The following is a 14,459-nucleotide window of genomic DNA, read 5'->3' as shown; positions in this document are numbered from 1 at the left end:
TATACTATTTTACTCTGTGGTTTATTTCTTTAAATATGAGGTTAGTTGATATTGGAAATAGCCCAAGATAGAAACGCTTTCTTATCTTCTTCTGATGCGTGTTTGAACAGCTTTTGCAAAGATTCCAAATCTGATGAAGCAACGTGTTTTACTTTTTTCTCGTTCTTTTTCTGCATTGGCTTACTTTGAACGGGCTTTTCGGAAAAAGCAGCTAAACTCGCAGGTTCTGAGCTAGCATTAAAATTACTGACTTCTTGAACCATGTCTGGCATGAAAGTAAACCCGACCTTGATTTGACCTGTTTTTAGAGAATCGACCTGACCTGTAGGACTATTCAAAAAGAATTTTGGCTCCTTATTGAAAGCTTCACCTTGGCTGAGTGTGGTTATCCGAGGTACGGTTAATTCTAGGCTTGTATCTCTGGCGTCAAATGTTGCTACCAAAGGTTGAGATTTAAATTTTGTGTTTTTACTTCCTGCCTCGGTAACGACTTTTGCGACTCGAAATACCAGTTGGTTTGTGCCATTAGGTACGGTGAGCGTTTCTTGATAATCGAATCCAAAACTGGAATACCCGATATCTTCTCCATTGACGATCATAAGCTGAACATCTTTAGGCATTGAAATTTCAATATCAGCCAATGTAGTAAATGGTATTAAAGCTGATGAAAGCAATAGCTTATGACTTAATTTCATAGTTCTCTCCCTGCAATATGAGAAACAAAATCCATATTGTATTTTATTATTTGTATCGCAAATAAAGTATTAATTAATCTCGTCTTTGCGATCTTACGCTTGAACTAATTTACAGTTATATTGGTATACCCAAGTGACCTCAAGATACAGGATTCAGAGCCTCATATTTTGTTCTAGTTCAAGGAGAAGAACGCAGTGGAATGACGAGTCCTTCTAAGTTCTTTGGCGACGAAATGTGGCAGAATATGGGCTCCCAAGGGCGAGTTTAACTGGCTTCCATACTACGTTACCGATATTTGATTTAGAATGACTAGATCTTCATATCGGTGCCTTGCCTGAAAGCCAGTTAACACTCGCTGAACCGAGTATCTTGAGGTCACTTGGGTATGGTGCAAATATTGGTTTTATCGAGCTATTTTATGAATGTATCGAAAGTCGCTAAACTTACAGGGTTGACCCCTAAATCCATTCGGTTTTACGAATCGAAAGGCATCACTTCTCAAGCCATACGCAGTGCTAATGGCTACCGTACCTATTCTGAAAAACACATAGAAGAACTGCAATTGGTAGCGAGAGCAAGATCGGCAGGTTTTAGTTTGGATGAATGCAAAGGTTTATTGGAACTAGCGTTCAATCCGTCGCGAACAAGCGCTGAAGTGAAAGCGAAAACACGAGATAAACTCGTTGAAATAGAAACCAAAATCGCAGAATTAAACTTGATGAAGAATCAATTAGAAAGTTGGATTTCTGAGTGCCCAGGGGATGAAGGAAAAGAGTGTCCGATTATTGATAATTTGTGTGGGCATAAAAAATAGGTTCGCCACCAGACAAACCTATTTCATTGTGAACACCATTTTAGAACAGGGTATTACTCTATAGCTTCAATAGTAAGGACTATTCCGTCAACGGCGGTTACTTTAACAGCGGTGCCTGCACTAAGAGGTCGCTCACTCATTGCAGACCAAGTAGTATCGCCCATTCGGATGCGGCAGCGCCCTGCTTCTATGTCTTCTTCTAGGCGAGTTATTTGGCCTACAAGCTGTTTGTCTCGTTGATTTAAGTTCGTCTCTTTTTCATCTAAGACGTCTTTTTTGTGTTGGTAGCGACACCAAAGCCAAGTGGTGACGAGTGAGAAAACAGCGAAACATACCCATTGTAGCTCCCAGCTGATTGGAAGAAGCAGTTTCACAAACCCTACTAGGATGGCTGATATGCCAATCCATAATAGGTAACCCGCTGTCCCAAGTAATTCTCCACACAGCAACACCAAACCGAGAGCAATCCAGTGCCAGTGGTTCATCTGGTTAAGGATTTCTATCATATTATTTCTCTTTCGAGTCTTTGAACATTTCAGCGATACCTGCCACAGATCCCATTAAGCCTGTTGCTTCTAGTGGCAGCATAATGATCTTTCCATTTTCAGCCTGACCAATGGACTTAATGGCTTCAGTATAGCCTTGGGCGATAAAATAGTTTACAGCTTGCATGTCGCCTTGTGCGATAGCGTTTGAAACCATTTCTGTGGCTCTTGCTTCTGCCTCCGCTGCCCGTTCTCTCGCTTCAGCTTGCAGAATAGCGGCTTGTTTATCGCCTTCAGCTTTTAAAATTTCAGCTTGCTTTTGACCTTCAGCACGCAAAATTTCAGCTTGTCGAACCCCTTCGGCTTCAAGTACTTCAGCACGCTTATTACGTTCAGCTTTCATTTGAGCATTCATCGCCGCGGTAAGGTCGGCCGGTGGTTGAACATCTTTAATCTCAATACGAGTCACTTTTACTCCCCATGGATTGGTTGCTTCATCCACGATAGAAAGTAATCGAGTGTTGATCATGTCACGCTGGCTTAGCATTTCATCTAATTCGAGTGATCCTAAAACAGTACGGATATTCGTGAGTGTTAGGTTACGAATCGCGTGTTCTAGGTCATTAACTTCGTAAGCGGCCTTTGGGGCGTCCACTACTTGTACGAAACAGACGGCATCAATGGTTACGTTGGCATTGTCTTTTGAAATCACTTCTTGTGCTGGAATATCCAGTACACGTTCCATCATGTTTACTCGATGACCGACGGAATCGATAAATGGGATAATAAGGTTTAAACCTGGTTTAAGGGTTTGGGTGAAGCGACCAAAGCGCTCTACAGTCCAGTTATTGCCTTGAGGAACGGTTTTTACACCAGCTACGATAAAGATAATGGCGACAAAAATAAGCACGCCAATGGTGATGAGAATATCGAGTTCCATGACTATATCCTTAATATATATTGGATAAACCAGAATACCGTGAACCGAATTAATCTGAAACTTTATTTATGAAACGAGTTTGATTTTTGCGCTGTATTTAGCACGTCCATAAAAATTTAAAGGGAGAGGTGTTTAAAGGCAGTGCATTCTGTACCTGCTTAAGTACCAGCAAACCACACTGCCTTTGAAGAGTTAGTACAATAATGAATAGAGTTTTCGTCTATATTGACCGGCGAATGCATGCCCTTGTCCAAGTGCTGCCAATATATCCATGAAGGATTTCTTTAGATCACCATCAAGTGCATTCAAGTCTTTTGACAGGAATGACCAAAGCAGCTCTAACGCTTCTTCATCTCGACCAACTTGGTGGTATTGTAAACCTAGGTCATTTGCTAGTTGAGCGTCGTTTGGTGATTGTTGAAATTGTTGCTCTAACGCTTGAATTTCTGGGCTGTCAGCGGCTTGTTTTTGTAGATCTAGTTTGGCCACTAGGCTTTTATAGTAGTTATCTTGATATTCTAATGGGATTGTTGATAGAAGCTGTTCAGCTGACTCAAACTGATTGGTTTCTAACAAGCAATCTACGGTGACCAACTTAACGTCACCACGCTGTTTGAATTCCTCTTCTAAGGTCGAGATGTCAGCTAATGCTTCAGAATATTGTTGTGATTGAATCTTTTCTTGAATGACTTTGAGCGCAAGTTCGTCTTGACTAGGTAAATGTTTTGCGAGCATTTCTTTAATTTGCTCAATCGTTTGAGGACCGCCTAACCCATCAACAGGTTGACCATTTACAAATAGGGCGATCGTTGGCAAAGCCTGTACACCAAACTGACCGGCAATCATTTGTTCTTGTTCGCAGTTTAACAAAGCAAGAGTAAATGTACCTTGGTATTGGTTAGCTAGAGTTTGCAGATCGGGAATGATTTGCGCACTTTCTTGGCTCATCGGAGCCCAGAAATGTATTAGTACAGGTGATTGGGCTGAACCTTCGAGTATTTGACGAAAATTCTGCTCATTTAACTCAACGATGTAATCAGACGACATGGTCTTTCCTTAATTATGGGCACTCCCTATTAGGTAAGGGTAATTAGGCGAGAAATCAAGAGGAAATGCCACATGATGTGGCACTTGGGTAATAAGCAAGCAAAGGAGTAAGTCACAGTATTAAAATAAGAAGCACTACACCTATGCTCAGCCAGTTCAGCTGGTTTAGTGTCATTGTTTCCTCAACGGGTATTGCCAGGGGATACGGGTAAAGCAGAATCTTCTTCAGTGTTAATACTAGAGAAGAATTATTAACGTTTAATGACACTATTAAAATTAATGAGTGAGGCGCGTAGGTTTAAAAGAACACGTATCTCTAGATATTTGTTTTAAAAGAGTTTAATTGTAAATCATGCTGCCTTTGAAAGGATCCTATCCAATAAACGAGTCGGGAGAATACGTTTTAGGATGGCAAATACTTTGGTTGGTGTTGTTACTCGATAGCGAATCTTGGGTTTCGTGGACTCTATGGCATGAATAAGAGGTGTAATAATAGATTCTGCAGGTAAGGTAAAAGCATTGCCAGACTTGTCATTCGCTAAACGTTGAAGTTGCAACTCGTATTCAGCTTTATGGACGCTTGATTCTACAGGAATCCACTGTTTAAAATGCTTAAGGGCATTAGCTCTAAATTGAGTCTCGATAGGACCAGGTTCAATCAGAGAGATATGAATACCTGAACCTTTCAGTTCCAATCGTAGCGTATCTGTCCAGCCTTCGAGGGCAAATTTTGATGCGTTATAGGCTCCCCGATATTTCATTGCTGCAAACCCAAGTACTGAGCTGTTTTGGATTATTCGCCCGGATCCTTGCCTACGCATGATTGGTAATACTTGTTTCACCAGTTCGTGCCAACCAAAAACATTGGTTTCAAATTGCTCTCGAAGAGCTTCGGTAGGAAGGTCCTCCAATGCGCCAGCTTGCCCGTATGCACCGTTATTAAAAAGGACGTCAATTTTACCTTCTGTGAGTTTCAGCGCTTCTGAAAGGCCGTTACGAATACTGTCTTGCACGCTTACATCCAATTGGACACACGTGAGACCTTCCGAGCGAAGCCTTTCTACATCATCTTGGTGGCGGCATGAAGCAATAACATTGTAGCCTTTTTCATGCAGTGCGTGAGCACAAACGTAGCCGATGCCAGTAGAACAGCCAGTAATAAGAACGGAGGCTTTCATTAAGTTTCCTTGTGATATTTGAGCTTAGGATTTTGTTCCATTGCTTTGTCAAAGAGTTGGAAAGAGCTCATCGCTTTACATCATCTTTCCTTTAAGCTGAGAAAGAATACAGAGCGATGAGTTTTGCTTCATGAAGAGTAACCGTAAATGGTCAGTAGTCCCTAATCTTGGTGTTGCAAAATATTTTTGAGTGCTGGCTCAAGGCGAGAGTAAGTAAATATAAAGCCAAGTTCTGTTAAGTGTTTAGGCTTAGCTCGAATACTATCAAACAGCAACGATGAAGCCTCGCCCAATGCAAGTTGAATAACCCATTTGGGGGTGAATAAGATATGAGGTCGATTCAAGACCTTAGCTAAGGTTTTGCTGAACAGCTGATTCTGAACAGGGTGAGGCGCGCACAGGTTAAATACACCATGTGCGTAATCGGTTTCGAGTAAATACATTATGGCTCTTACCATGTCTTGGAGGTGGATCCATGGCATGTACTGTTTTCCGCTGCCTATTGGTCCACCTAGCCCCATTCTGTAAGGAAGGATCATTTTTTCGAGCGCCCCGCCGTTGGTACCAAGCACGATACCTGTTCTGAGCAGGCAAACTCGCGTTCTGTCAGATTCGGCTCTTTTGGCGATAGTTTCCCATTTTGAACACACTTGATGAGCAAATTGCTCTTGGTGAACATGGAGGTTTTCATCGAATGGATGAGACTGTTGATCTCCATAGTAGCCGACAGCAGAGCCACTAATAAAAACGGAGGGCGGCTGGGTACTTGCGTGGACAAGTGAAACCACTTGTTTGGTTATGTCCCAGCGACTATCACATATCTTTTGCTTTTGAGTGTCTGACCAGCGTTTATCTGCGATAGGCTCGCCAGCAAGATTGATTACAGCATCGAAATCATTGAGATCGGAGAACGAATCGAAATCAGCGATATATTCGATATTGCCAAAGTCGGCATGGGTGAGTATTTCTCTAGCCTTTTCAATATTTCGAGTGAGAACGACGAGCTGATGACCAGCTAAGTGCTTTACGAGTTCCTTTCCAATAAAACCGGTTCCTCCGGTCAACAACACTTTCATGTTCTTCCTCATTGTCTTCTTCCGTTCTTCATTATAGACGTTGGTCGCTAAGATAGATCAAAGTGGCGTTTGAGAATCAAGAGCCGTGATCGCATAAAGCTTGGGCAATTCGGATAATTGAGCATTACGTGGACAACACGTCTCACAAATAATTCCTTCTTAAATTTCATCACTCCAGCATTGTCACATTTTCTTACATATTTATGTGCCATGCTGTATATGTCCAAGTCATTTTGAATGTCTTGGTTTACATCCATATTAAAGCAACAGATACCGACTTGAGCTTTGTCTAAGTAGTCAGGTTCGTATTACAGAATGTGATTACTTAGATGAGTTTTTGAGTAACCACAGAATATATAACGACTGTTCGTATGGGTGCATTGCTTGCGATTTGCGTTTACACAGGGGGTGTGATGGCTGCCATTTTTGCGCTTGCTAAGTCCATGTTATCGAGTTTACGGGATCTGATGCCAATCATTTTGGTGATCGGTTTTTTTCAACTGGTTGTCCTCCAAGAACCACTTCCTAATTTGTTGTCCATCTTATTTGGCTTACTGCTTGTGGTCTTAGGGCTCACTTTCTTTATTTTTGGTCTTGAAATGGGGCTTTTTCCAATCGGCGAATCTATGGCTCAGGCTTTTGCCCGTAAAGGAAGTGTCGTTTGGCTGCTTATTTTTGCCTTTAGTTTAGGGTTCGGGACGACCATTGCTGAGCCTGCGCTTACTGCAGTCGCACAAGAAGCATCGGAAGTTGCGGCTGAAGGTGGAGTAATTGCACATACTGAAGAGGCGATGGAAAGCTATGCAGATGGTCTTCGGTTAACGGTCGCACTTTCTGTTGGTGTAGCCATTGTTATCGGGGTGATCCGCATCTTAAAAGGATGGCCTATTCACATTATGATTATCGGTGGCTACATCGGCATCGTTATTCTTACGGGGTTTGCTCCAGATACCATTATTGGCATCGCTTATGATTCCGGAGGGGTGACCACATCGACGATTACCGTGCCGCTAGTCACAGCGCTTGGTGTGGGTTTGGCTTCTGCGATTAAAGGTCGAAACCCTATGATAGATGGATTTGGTCTGATTGCTTTTGCTTCTTTACTTCCAATGATGTTTGTCATGATCTATGGGATGGTGCTGTCATGATCAGTGTGTCCCTATTTGTCGATACCTTTATTAGTACTGTGACTGATGTTATTCCCATCGCCTCGATTATCTTTGGCTTTCAATTTGCTGTGCTTCGAAAGCCCATTGCGAATTTGACGAAAGTTGTCTTGGGGTTTGTTTATGTGTTGATCGGGCTTTCGCTCTTTTTGATTGGGCTTGAACTGGCCTTGTTCCCACTAGGGGAAACAATGGCAAGCCAACTTACCGAGCCCCAATTTTTGCAAGAATTTAAAGTGTCTATTGGTCAGTCCCTTGAGTGGATAGATTACTACTGGGTGTACCTATTTGCCTTTTTTATTGGTTTCAGTACCACAGTCGCAGAGCCATCTTTGATTGCAGTCGCAATTAAAGCGAATCAGGTTTCTGGCGGCTCCATTAGTGTTAATGGATTGCGAATCGCCGTTGCACTGGGTGTCGCGGTAGGCATATCGCTTGGCAGCTATCGAATTGTGGTAGGCGATCCAATCCATTACTACATCATTTCTGGGTATATCGTGGTGGTTATCCAAACCTTTTTTGCACCAAAGCTGATAGTGCCACTGGCATACGACTCTGGTGGTGTGACCACATCGACCGTTACGGTTCCTTTGGTTACGGCGTTGGGGCTAGGACTTGCTTCAACGGTACCAGGACGAAATCCAGTGATTGATGGCTTTGGTTTGATTGCTTTTGCCAGCCTATTTCCGATTATTTCAGTCATGGGGTACGCACAACTCACCCAGTGGCTGAATCAGCGTGCTTCGTCTAAGGAGAAAGAAAATGCGCTTTAAACTCATTATTGCTTTTGTCGAAGAAAGCAAAACAGATGTGGTTCTTGATGCTGCTCGCGGCGCGGGTGCTACTGGAGCAACGGTAATTAATCATGCAAGGGGAGAAGGCGTTAATAAGAAACGCACTTTCCTTGGGCTGACATTAGAGGTTCAAAAAGATGTCCTCTTGTTTGTTGTCGAAGAACATTTGTCTCGCCATATATTAGAAAAAATCAGTGAAGTTGGTGAGTTTGATGAAGCATCGGGGCAGGGGATTGCGGTGCAAATTGATGTTGAAGATGCGGTTGGGGTCGCGCATCAAGTTGAAACCTTAACCAGTGTGGTAGAGGAAAAATTATGAGTATGCAGATGATGATTCAAGTCAGAGAGGTAATGTCGAACTCCTATGTCATTGTGGATGGCTTGACGACAGTTCAGGAAGCGATTCATTTGGCAAAAGAGCACCAAGTAAAAGCGTTGCTGGTGGATAAACGGTATGAAGACGATGAATACGGTATCGTGTTAATGAACGATATTGCCAAACGCGTTTTGGCGCAAAACCGCTCGCCAGAGCGTACCAATATATATGAGATTATGACGAAGCCCGCTTTGTCGGTAAAGCCAACAATGAACGTGAAATACTGTGCTAGGTTGTTTGAACGCTTTGGCATTAGCCGAGCTCCCGTAGTGGAAGACGGGAAGGTAATCGGTATGGTTAGTTATAACAACATTGTCATCAATGGTATGTCAAAGCTGTCTAGCTAAATACTGAGGTGTCTGAGTCATAATATCTTCCTAGCAAAATAGGCTTATTTAAGTATAGAATCCCTTGGATTGTGGTGGGTTTAGGGCATGCCTAAGCCCAATATTAAAATGGGAAAGCTGACTAATGAGTAAGCTGATACAAGGTAAGGCTATGAAGCTATTTTTTGCCTCGGACATACACGGTTGTGAACATGCGACCAATAAAGTCATTGATGCATACTTGAAATCGGGTGCGGACCATTTCATTTTGTTGGGTGATACTCTAAATCATGGTCCAAGAAATCCAATTCCAGAAGGTTACAACCCTCCAGAGGTGGCGAGAAAGTTAAATGATTACGCGCAGCACATCATTTCCGTTAGAGGAAACTGTGACAGTGAAGTGGATCAAATGCTGCTCTCTTTCCCTATGATGATGGATTATTCATGGGTGTTACTAGAAAGTGGCAAGCGACTGTTTTTGACGCATGGGCATTTATTCAATACCAAAAAGCGTCCGCTATTGAGAGAAGGCGATGTTCTTTGTCATGGGCATACTCATATACCCACCGCAGAATTAGACGATGGGATAATTGTGTTTAACCCAGGCAGCGCCACTTTTCCTCGGGATGGATTCAAAGCCAGTTATGGGCTTTATGATGGCGGAGTATTGTCGGTGTTCACCTTCGATGGAGAGCAAATCGCTCAGTGCAACGTTTAGGTGTTACTTTGAGTCGGAATGACCCAGATCTCTTTCTGGGTCAATAACATCGCGAACTTTCTGTTTGAGTATCTTTGCTTCTGGGAAGCCTCCATCTTGCTTCCTTTCCCAAATCATATTTCCATTACAATGAATTTCGAAGCGCCCACCAGTATCGGGGTGCAGAGAAACCGTTTCGATTTCTTCGCTGAACGTATGCAGTAGTTCTTGGCTTAGCCATGTGGAACGTAACATCCAATTACACTGTCGGCAGTAGTAAATATCTATGATGGCTTTTTTCATGGCTTGCTCCTTAAAGCGCTGAATAAATGAGTTTAAGGCTGACTAAAATGGTCAGAACTTCGAAGGCTAACTTGATGACAGAATTAGGAAGCCGCCGCGTTGCAATAGCACCAAGCCATCCGCCTAAAAAGGAACTCAGTAATAAGATAGGCACCCATGCCCAATGGGGGGCTACACCAACTTGAATGATGGCGATAGCACCCATTCCATTCCAAAATAACCCAACGCAAACCAGAGTGAGAGCGACAGCTTGTTTATAGCTGAATCCAAACCATCGAACGAGAAACAAGGTAACGACTAAACCAGAGCCTGCCGTTAACGACCCATTAAATATACCGAGAAGAAAAAGCGCGCCGCCACCTATTATCCACCCATGGCGATCTCTATGAGTGAGAATCTCTTCTTTTCCCATGTTTTTTTTAACACGAGAATAAATACCAAGAGATAAAATAATGATACCTAACAGAAGCTCTCCTGCTTTGCCCGGCAACATAACCACGACGTGTGCTCCAACAACCACGCCGAAGCAGCCGGTAATGACAAGATAGCTTGCCAGCTTGAGATCAAATTGCCTTGCTTTGAGGTGTGAAAAAGCGGCACCTAACCCCATGGCAACGGTGGCAATTTTATGTGTCGCTAATGCGGTTTGGAAGCTTAATCCAAGGAAAATAAGCAGTGGGAACTGAAGCAAGCCAGCACCACCACCAGCAATAGAAGAGAGAGTGCTGGCGGTTAACGAGCCAACAAATAGGTAAGCGGTTTGTATCCAGTCCATAGCCATATCAAGAAAAGGGAGACATTCCATGACTCCCTTTGAAAGTTAGTGAGAATATAAAACCGTGGAGCCATGATCTAAGCTGGTCATCAACAGGGCTTTCGCGTTAATAATTTCAACTCGTCTGCTCTGCTGCGCGTCCATCTTGAAGATTTGTGTGATGACTTTGAGTTGCTTATTCGTAAAATCTTCACCTTGGTTTGAAGAGATATCTTTAAACTCATTTGGCTCGATAAGCAGGTAGTTATCACTCAGCTCCCAAGAACCATTTTCCGAAACATTAATAGTGGAAGAGGTTTGTTTTTCATGGGTTCCAGTGTACAAGTTAATTCGTGATACTCGCAGGTACGTTCCATTTGGTAAGTACTTTACATTGGAATCAATGGTCGCTTTACGTAATGGTCCTATGACTTCGTCTTGCTCAGTGTCTGACTCAATAAACAAACGAGTGACCATGCGCGATTGCCACTCGCGAGACGTGAGTACGTTCTCTACCTTTGCGCCGAATTGTGTGTAAATCCAAACACTGGTTAGCGCAGACACAATTAACATGACAATCGCGATTTTCAGATTTTTAGACATATTCATTAGTTACACACCTGAGCAAAATCCGGTTTAGTAGAAAAAATACGCAATGTGACATTTTCGCTAGAATAATTGATCGAGTGGATATAGTTCAAAATGATTTGACTATTCTGACCACCAGTTGCGATCACCTGTACTGGTGACAAATCCCCTTGGTGCCTTGCAGCGTAGTGTTCAATGCACCGCTCAATATTGGGCAAGGATTGCGCCATGCTAGGGTGGTTTTCTGGCATTCTTACTGGGATACCACTCACTTCTGCAATGGTCACAAATGTTGAAGGCTTTTCCTGAGTGCCAAAAAAAGTAAGCACTGGAATTAGAATAGCCAAGAACGCAGAAACCCAAAGAAGTTTACTCGGTTTCTTCTTTGCGACCGGTGGTGTATCAGTTGAAGTAGGCGCCGTGCTTTCATTTTCATCACGGATTTCTGTTGGTGCAACTGATTCTGTATCGGTGGCTTCTGGCTGTTCCAATTGCGGAGCTGCCACGTCAGTCGGTTCTAAAATTTCATCACCACTTGCTGAAGGAGCACTTCGTTCTACGGATGAAATCAGTTGGTAGCCTCTTTTGGGCACCGTTTTTACAAATTGAGGTGATTTAGTGGAGTCCTTCAGCATCTTTCTTAACGTGGAAATTGCCTGAGTGAGACTCGAGTCATCGACCTGAAATCCTTGGTCTTGCCACACATATTCGTGTAACTGCTGACGAGTAATAACCTCGTTTGGTCTTTCCGACAGCATTAGCAAAATGCGGCTTTCATTACTTCCCAGACGAATAACTTCACTGTCGCTATGTTGGTCTACCAGCGAATTGCTGTTGGGATCAAATACAAACCGTTGAGCGAGAATGAATTTAGTACCGATATTAGTCATTATTGAAGCGCTTAATCTTAGTTAAGGTTCTGTGAACCAGAAGGAATGCGGGTGTGATTTCTATCACACTTTATCTTCTTTGAGAATTTTTACGCACCATAGAATAATCAAAAATGATCAAAAAAACACTGTTTTTATCTGTTTTGACCTTGAATTTACATTTACCAACCACATCTATCTAGCATTCTTGGAATTAGTTTGAAAACCAAGCATACAGAAAGTTCCTGGTTTTCAATTCTACTTATCTAAATGTCTAGTTTTGGAGTGAAGATGAGCGAGACAACGACACACAATAAAGAAACTCGAGGCTTTCAATCTGAAGTAAAACAATTACTTCATTTGATGATTCATTCTCTATATTCGAATAAAGAAATCTTCTTACGAGAGCTGATTTCTAATGCTTCAGATGCTGCTGATAAACTGCGCTTTCAAGCACTATCAAACGCTGAACTGTATCAGGGGGATACTGAATTAGGTGTTAAGCTGTCTTTCGATGCGGACGCAAATACCTTGACCATCTCTGATAACGGCATTGGTATGAGCCGAGATGATGTCATTGAACATTTAGGTACTATTGCGAAATCGGGAACCGCTGATTTCTTTTCAAAGCTGTCTGACGACCAAAGTAAAGATTCTCAACTGATTGGTCAGTTCGGTGTTGGTTTCTACTCAGCATTCATTGTTGCTGATGCTGTGACTGTTCGTACTCGTGCCGCCGGTCTTGCAAGTGATGATGCCGTACAATGGCACTCTGCTGGCGAAGGTGAATACACCATCGAGAGCATTACTAAAGAATCACGTGGTACAGACATCGTGCTTCACATGCGTGACGAGGGTAAAGAATTCCTTTCTGAATACCGTCTTCGCGATGTGATCAGCAAATACTCTGATCACATTGGTATCCCTGTTTCTATTCTAACTAACGTTAAAGACGAAGAAGGAAAAGAAACAGAAGAAACCAAATGGGAACAAATCAACAAAGCACAAGCTTTGTGGACTCGTAGCAAGTCTGATATCTCAGACGAAGAATACAACGAATTTTATAAGCATGTTGCCAGTGACTTTGCTGATCCACTAACGTGGAGCCATAACAAGGTTGAAGGTAAAAACGACTACACAAGTTTGCTGTACATTCCAGCTAAAGCTCCGTGGGATATGATGAATCGCGACCATAAGAGTGGTCTAAAGTTGTACGTTCAACGCGTTTTCATTATGGATGACGCCGAGCAGTTCATGCCAAGTTACCTACGTTTTGTTCGTGGTTTGATTGATTCCAACGACCTTCCATTGAACGTTTCGCGTGAAATCCTACAAGACAATAAAGTGACTCAGTCTTTGCGTAGTGCATGTACTAAACGTGTCTTGGGGCTACTAGAAAAAATGGCGAAGAAAGACGAAGAGCAATATTTGTCTTTCTGGAAAGAGTTTGGCTTGGTACTGAAAGAGGGACCAGCAGAAGATTTTTCTAACAAAGAGAAAATCGCTGGCTTGATGCGTTTTGCTTCCTCTGAAGTCGATAACTCTGATCAAACAGTATCGTTGTCTTCTTACGTTGAACGCATGAAAGAAGGTCAGGATAAGATTTTCTACCTAACAGCAGACAGCTATGCTGCGGCGAAAAATAGCCCGCACCTAGAGCAGTTCAAAGCGAAAGGTATTGAAGTCATCCTGATGTTTGATCGCATCGACGAGTGGCTAATGAACTACCTAACGGAGTTTGACGGTAAGCAATTCCAGTCAATCACAAAAGCAGGCTTAGATCTAAGCAAGTTTGAAGACGAAGAAGAGAAAGAGAAGCAGAAAGAAACGGAAGAAGAGTTTAAGTCCGTTGTCGAACGCACTCAAACATACCTTGGCGATCGTGTGAAAGAGGTTCGTACTACTTTCAAATTAGCGTCTACACCAGCGGTTGTGGTTACGGATGACTTCGAGATGGGTACGCAAATGGCGAAGCTGCTAGAAGCTGCGGGTCAGGCTGTCCCTGAAGTAAAATACATATTTGAGCTGAACCCTGAGCACGATATGGTTAAGCGTATGGCGGATGAAGCCGACGAAGAACTATTTGGACGCTGGGTGGAAGTATTGCTAGGTCAGGCTATGCTTGCTGAGCGAGGCGCATTAGAAGACCCAACGCAATATGTAGGTGCTGTGAACCAGCTTTTGACTAAGGTGTAATAGTCGAAACGCCATCACTGAGTAACACTGTATTTAAGCCCCGCTTTTGAGCGGGGTTTATTGCCTAAGCAGAAAATGTCGCTTTTAAATCAGCTTTGGTTATTAGAGTTTGGTCACTTTTTGAGTAGCCAGACAGGCAAGGGTCGAAAATATC

At 42.8% G+C, this 14,459-nt stretch carries 17 protein-coding genes; 7 read left to right on the top strand and 10 right to left on the bottom strand.

Annotation, left to right across the window (positions count from 1 at the left end; translation table 11 throughout):
- Positions 1 to 41: 41 nt before the first annotated feature.
- A complete protein-coding gene (locus tag Q8W40_RS02655) occupies positions 42 to 695 on the bottom strand; it encodes a YccT family protein (RefSeq protein ID WP_305395763.1) in 654 nt (217 codons plus the stop codon).
- A 419-nt stretch (positions 696 to 1,114) separates the two neighbouring features.
- Here Q8W40_RS02655 and cueR point away from each other — a divergent pair, with 419 nt between their 5' ends.
- Complete coding sequence (gene cueR, locus Q8W40_RS02650) at positions 1,115 to 1,510, top strand: Cu(I)-responsive transcriptional regulator (RefSeq protein WP_305395762.1); 396 nt, start codon at positions 1,115 to 1,117, stop codon at positions 1,508 to 1,510.
- Between the two features lie 53 nt (positions 1,511 to 1,563).
- Here cueR and Q8W40_RS02645 read toward each other — a convergent pair whose 3' ends face one another.
- The 5 genes from Q8W40_RS02645 to Q8W40_RS02625 all read right to left on the bottom strand — a co-directional run bounded on the left by Q8W40_RS02645 (position 1,564) and on the right by Q8W40_RS02625 (position 6,236).
- Positions 1,564 to 2,016: an NfeD family protein gene (locus Q8W40_RS02645; RefSeq protein WP_305395761.1), complete on the bottom strand. Its 453-nt coding sequence runs from the start codon at positions 2,014 to 2,016 to the stop codon at positions 1,564 to 1,566.
- 1 nt (position 2,017) lies between these two features.
- The gene (locus Q8W40_RS02640) at positions 2,018 to 2,935 is read right to left on the bottom strand and encodes an SPFH domain-containing protein (RefSeq protein WP_305395760.1); all 918 of its coding nucleotides are present in this window, start codon (positions 2,933 to 2,935) and stop codon (positions 2,018 to 2,020) included.
- Positions 2,936 to 3,127: 192 nt separating this feature from the next.
- Positions 3,128 to 3,982: a co-chaperone YbbN gene (locus Q8W40_RS02635; protein WP_305395759.1), complete on the bottom strand. Its 855-nt coding sequence runs from the start codon at positions 3,980 to 3,982 to the stop codon at positions 3,128 to 3,130.
- Positions 3,983 to 4,332: 350 nt separating this feature from the next.
- On the bottom strand, positions 4,333 to 5,160 hold the full coding sequence (locus Q8W40_RS02630) for an SDR family oxidoreductase (protein ID WP_305395758.1): 828 nt from the start codon (positions 5,158 to 5,160) through the stop codon (positions 4,333 to 4,335).
- Positions 5,161 to 5,321: 161 nt separating this feature from the next.
- Positions 5,322 to 6,236, bottom strand: a complete 915-nt coding sequence (locus tag Q8W40_RS02625; RefSeq protein WP_305395757.1) for a TIGR01777 family oxidoreductase — start codon at positions 6,234 to 6,236, stop codon at positions 5,322 to 5,324.
- Positions 6,237 to 6,649: 413 nt separating this feature from the next.
- On the opposite strand from Q8W40_RS02625, the gene Q8W40_RS02620 reads away from it, so the two are divergent.
- The 5 genes from Q8W40_RS02620 (at position 6,650) to yfcE (ending at position 9,616) form a co-directional block, all read left to right on the top strand.
- Positions 6,650 to 7,384: a DUF1538 domain-containing protein gene (locus tag Q8W40_RS02620; protein ID WP_101113638.1), complete on the top strand. Its 735-nt coding sequence runs from the start codon at positions 6,650 to 6,652 to the stop codon at positions 7,382 to 7,384.
- Positions 7,381 to 8,175, top strand: a complete 795-nt coding sequence (locus tag Q8W40_RS02615; protein WP_305395756.1) for a DUF1538 domain-containing protein — start codon at positions 7,381 to 7,383, stop codon at positions 8,173 to 8,175. The genes Q8W40_RS02620 and Q8W40_RS02615 overlap by 4 nt, the downstream gene beginning before the upstream one ends.
- Entirely contained in the window at positions 8,165 to 8,515 is a 351-nt protein-coding gene (locus Q8W40_RS02610) for a P-II family nitrogen regulator (RefSeq protein WP_101113492.1), read from the top strand. Before Q8W40_RS02615 ends, Q8W40_RS02610 begins: the two co-directional genes overlap by 11 nt.
- On the top strand, positions 8,512 to 8,919 hold the full coding sequence (locus Q8W40_RS02605) for a CBS domain-containing protein (RefSeq protein ID WP_101113493.1): 408 nt from the start codon (positions 8,512 to 8,514) through the stop codon (positions 8,917 to 8,919). Before Q8W40_RS02610 ends, Q8W40_RS02605 begins: the two co-directional genes overlap by 4 nt.
- A gap of 151 nt (positions 8,920 to 9,070) precedes the next feature.
- Positions 9,071 to 9,616 (top strand): phosphodiesterase, encoded by a 546-nt coding sequence (gene yfcE, locus Q8W40_RS02600; protein ID WP_305395859.1) that lies wholly within the window; start codon positions 9,071 to 9,073, stop codon positions 9,614 to 9,616.
- Positions 9,617 to 9,619: 3 nt separating this feature from the next.
- Here yfcE and Q8W40_RS02595 read toward each other — a convergent pair whose 3' ends face one another.
- From Q8W40_RS02595 to Q8W40_RS02580, 4 genes are read right to left on the bottom strand one after another with little or no spacing between them, the layout of a single operon-like run.
- Complete coding sequence (locus tag Q8W40_RS02595) at positions 9,620 to 9,898, bottom strand: SelT/SelW/SelH family protein (RefSeq protein WP_305395755.1); 279 nt, start codon at positions 9,896 to 9,898, stop codon at positions 9,620 to 9,622.
- 10 nt (positions 9,899 to 9,908) lie between these two features.
- Positions 9,909 to 10,673 carry a sulfite exporter TauE/SafE family protein gene (locus tag Q8W40_RS02590; protein ID WP_305395858.1) on the bottom strand — a complete coding sequence of 255 codons (765 nt, stop codon included), beginning with the start codon at positions 10,671 to 10,673 and terminating at the stop codon, positions 9,909 to 9,911.
- 45 nt (positions 10,674 to 10,718) lie between these two features.
- On the bottom strand, positions 10,719 to 11,261 hold the full coding sequence (locus Q8W40_RS02585) for a regulatory protein ToxS (protein WP_305395754.1): 543 nt from the start codon (positions 11,259 to 11,261) through the stop codon (positions 10,719 to 10,721).
- The gene (locus Q8W40_RS02580; protein WP_305395753.1) at positions 11,261 to 12,130 is read right to left on the bottom strand and encodes a transcriptional regulator; all 870 of its coding nucleotides are present in this window, start codon (positions 12,128 to 12,130) and stop codon (positions 11,261 to 11,263) included. Before Q8W40_RS02580 ends, Q8W40_RS02585 begins: the two co-directional genes overlap by 1 nt.
- Before the next feature lie 270 nt (positions 12,131 to 12,400).
- Here Q8W40_RS02580 and htpG point away from each other — a divergent pair, with 270 nt between their 5' ends.
- Entirely contained in the window at positions 12,401 to 14,305 is a 1,905-nt protein-coding gene (gene htpG / locus Q8W40_RS02575) for a molecular chaperone HtpG (protein ID WP_305395752.1), read from the top strand.
- The last annotated feature ends 154 nt before the right edge of the window (positions 14,306 to 14,459 follow it).

It is taken from the genome of Vibrio penaeicida (assembly GCF_030689305.1).
GTDB classification, from domain to species: Bacteria; Pseudomonadota; Gammaproteobacteria; order Enterobacterales; family Vibrionaceae; genus Vibrio; species Vibrio penaeicida_B.
This window is presented reverse-complemented; position numbering and strand designations above follow the sequence as displayed.